The sequence below is a fragment of the Streptomyces sp. NPDC056161 genome, from assembly GCF_042268025.1.
Classification (GTDB): Bacteria; Actinomycetota; Actinomycetes; order Streptomycetales; family Streptomycetaceae; genus Streptomyces.
Genome location: NZ_JBHJUV010000145.1, coordinates 1,268 through 2,761 on the forward strand (window position 1 = coordinate 1,268; position 1,494 = coordinate 2,761).

At 66.1% G+C, this 1,494-nt stretch carries 1 protein-coding gene; it reads left to right on the forward strand.

Annotated features, from left to right (window positions below; all coding sequences use genetic code 11):
- Positions 1-1,494: maltose alpha-D-glucosyltransferase (treS, locus tag ACFC09_RS45965; RefSeq protein WP_376539172.1), on the forward strand; the 1,494-nt coding region annotated here is incomplete at both ends.

The window sequence follows — 1,494 nt, forward strand, 5'->3', positions numbered from 1 at the left end:
GGACACCTTCGAGGACACGCCTGCCAAGGACCGGGACCCGGATTGGTTCAAACGCGCCGTCTTCTACGAGGTCCTGGTCCGCTCCTTCCAGGACAGCAACGGCGACGGCGTCGGCGACCTGAAGGGCCTCACCGCCAAACTCGACTACCTGCAATGGCTCGGCGTCGACTGCCTCTGGCTGCCCCCCTTCTTCAAATCCCCCCTGCGCGACGGCGGTTACGACGTCTCCGACTACACCGCCGTACTCCCCGAGTTCGGCGACCTCGCCGACTTCGTCGAGTTCGTCGACGCCGCCCACCAACGCGGCATGCGCGTCATCATCGACTTCGTCATGAACCACACCAGCGACCAGCACCCCTGGTTCCAGGAATCACGACGCGACCCCGACGGACCCTACGGCGACTACTACGTCTGGGCCGACGACGACAAGCAGTACCCCGACGCCCGCATCATCTTCGTCGACACCGAAGCCTCCAACTGGACGTACGACCCCGTACGCGGCCAGTACTACTGGCACCGCTTCTTCTCCCACCAGCCCGACCTCAACTACGACAACCCCGCCGTCCAGGAGGAGATCCTGGCCGCACTCCGCTTCTGGCTGGACCTCGGGATCGACGGCTTCCGCCTCGACGCGGTGCCCTACCTCTACCAGCGGGAAGGCACCAACTGCGAGAACCTGCCCGCGACCCACGAGTTCCTGAAGCGGGTGCGCAAGGAGATCGACGCCCAGTACCCCGACACCGTGCTGCTGGCGGAGGCGAACCAGTGGCCCGAGGACGTCGTCGACTACTTCGGCGACTACCGGACCGGCGGCGACGAATGCCACATGGCCTTCCACTTCCCCGTCATGCCCCGCATCTTCATGGCCGTACGCCGCGAATCCCGCTACCCCGTCTCCGAGATCCTCGCCAAGACCCCCGCCATCCCCCGCACCTGCCAATGGGGCATCTTCCTGCGCAACCACGACGAACTCACCCTCGAAATGGTCACCGACGAAGAACGCGACTACATGTGGGCCGAATACGCCAAAGACCCCCGCATGCGCGCCAACATCGGCATCCGCCGCCGCCTCGCCCCCCTCCTCGACAACGACCGCAACCAGATCGAACTCTTCACCGCCCTCCTCCTCTCCCTCCCCGGCAGCCCCATCCTCTACTACGGCGACGAGATCGGCATGGGCGACAACATCTGGCTCGGCGACCGCGACGCCGTCCGCACCCCCATGCAATGGACCCCCGACCGCAACGCCGGCTTCTCCTCCTGCGACCCCGGCCGCCTCTACCTCCCCACCATCATGGACCCCGTCCACGGCTACCAGGTCACCAACGTCGAAGCCGCCATGTCCTCCCCCTCCTCCCTGCTCCACTGGACCCGCCGCATGATCGAGATCCGCAAGCAGAACCCCGCCTTCGGACTCGGCACCTACACCGAACTCCCCTCCACCAACCCCGCCGTCCTCGCCTTCCTCCGCGAACACGAGGACGACCTCGTCCT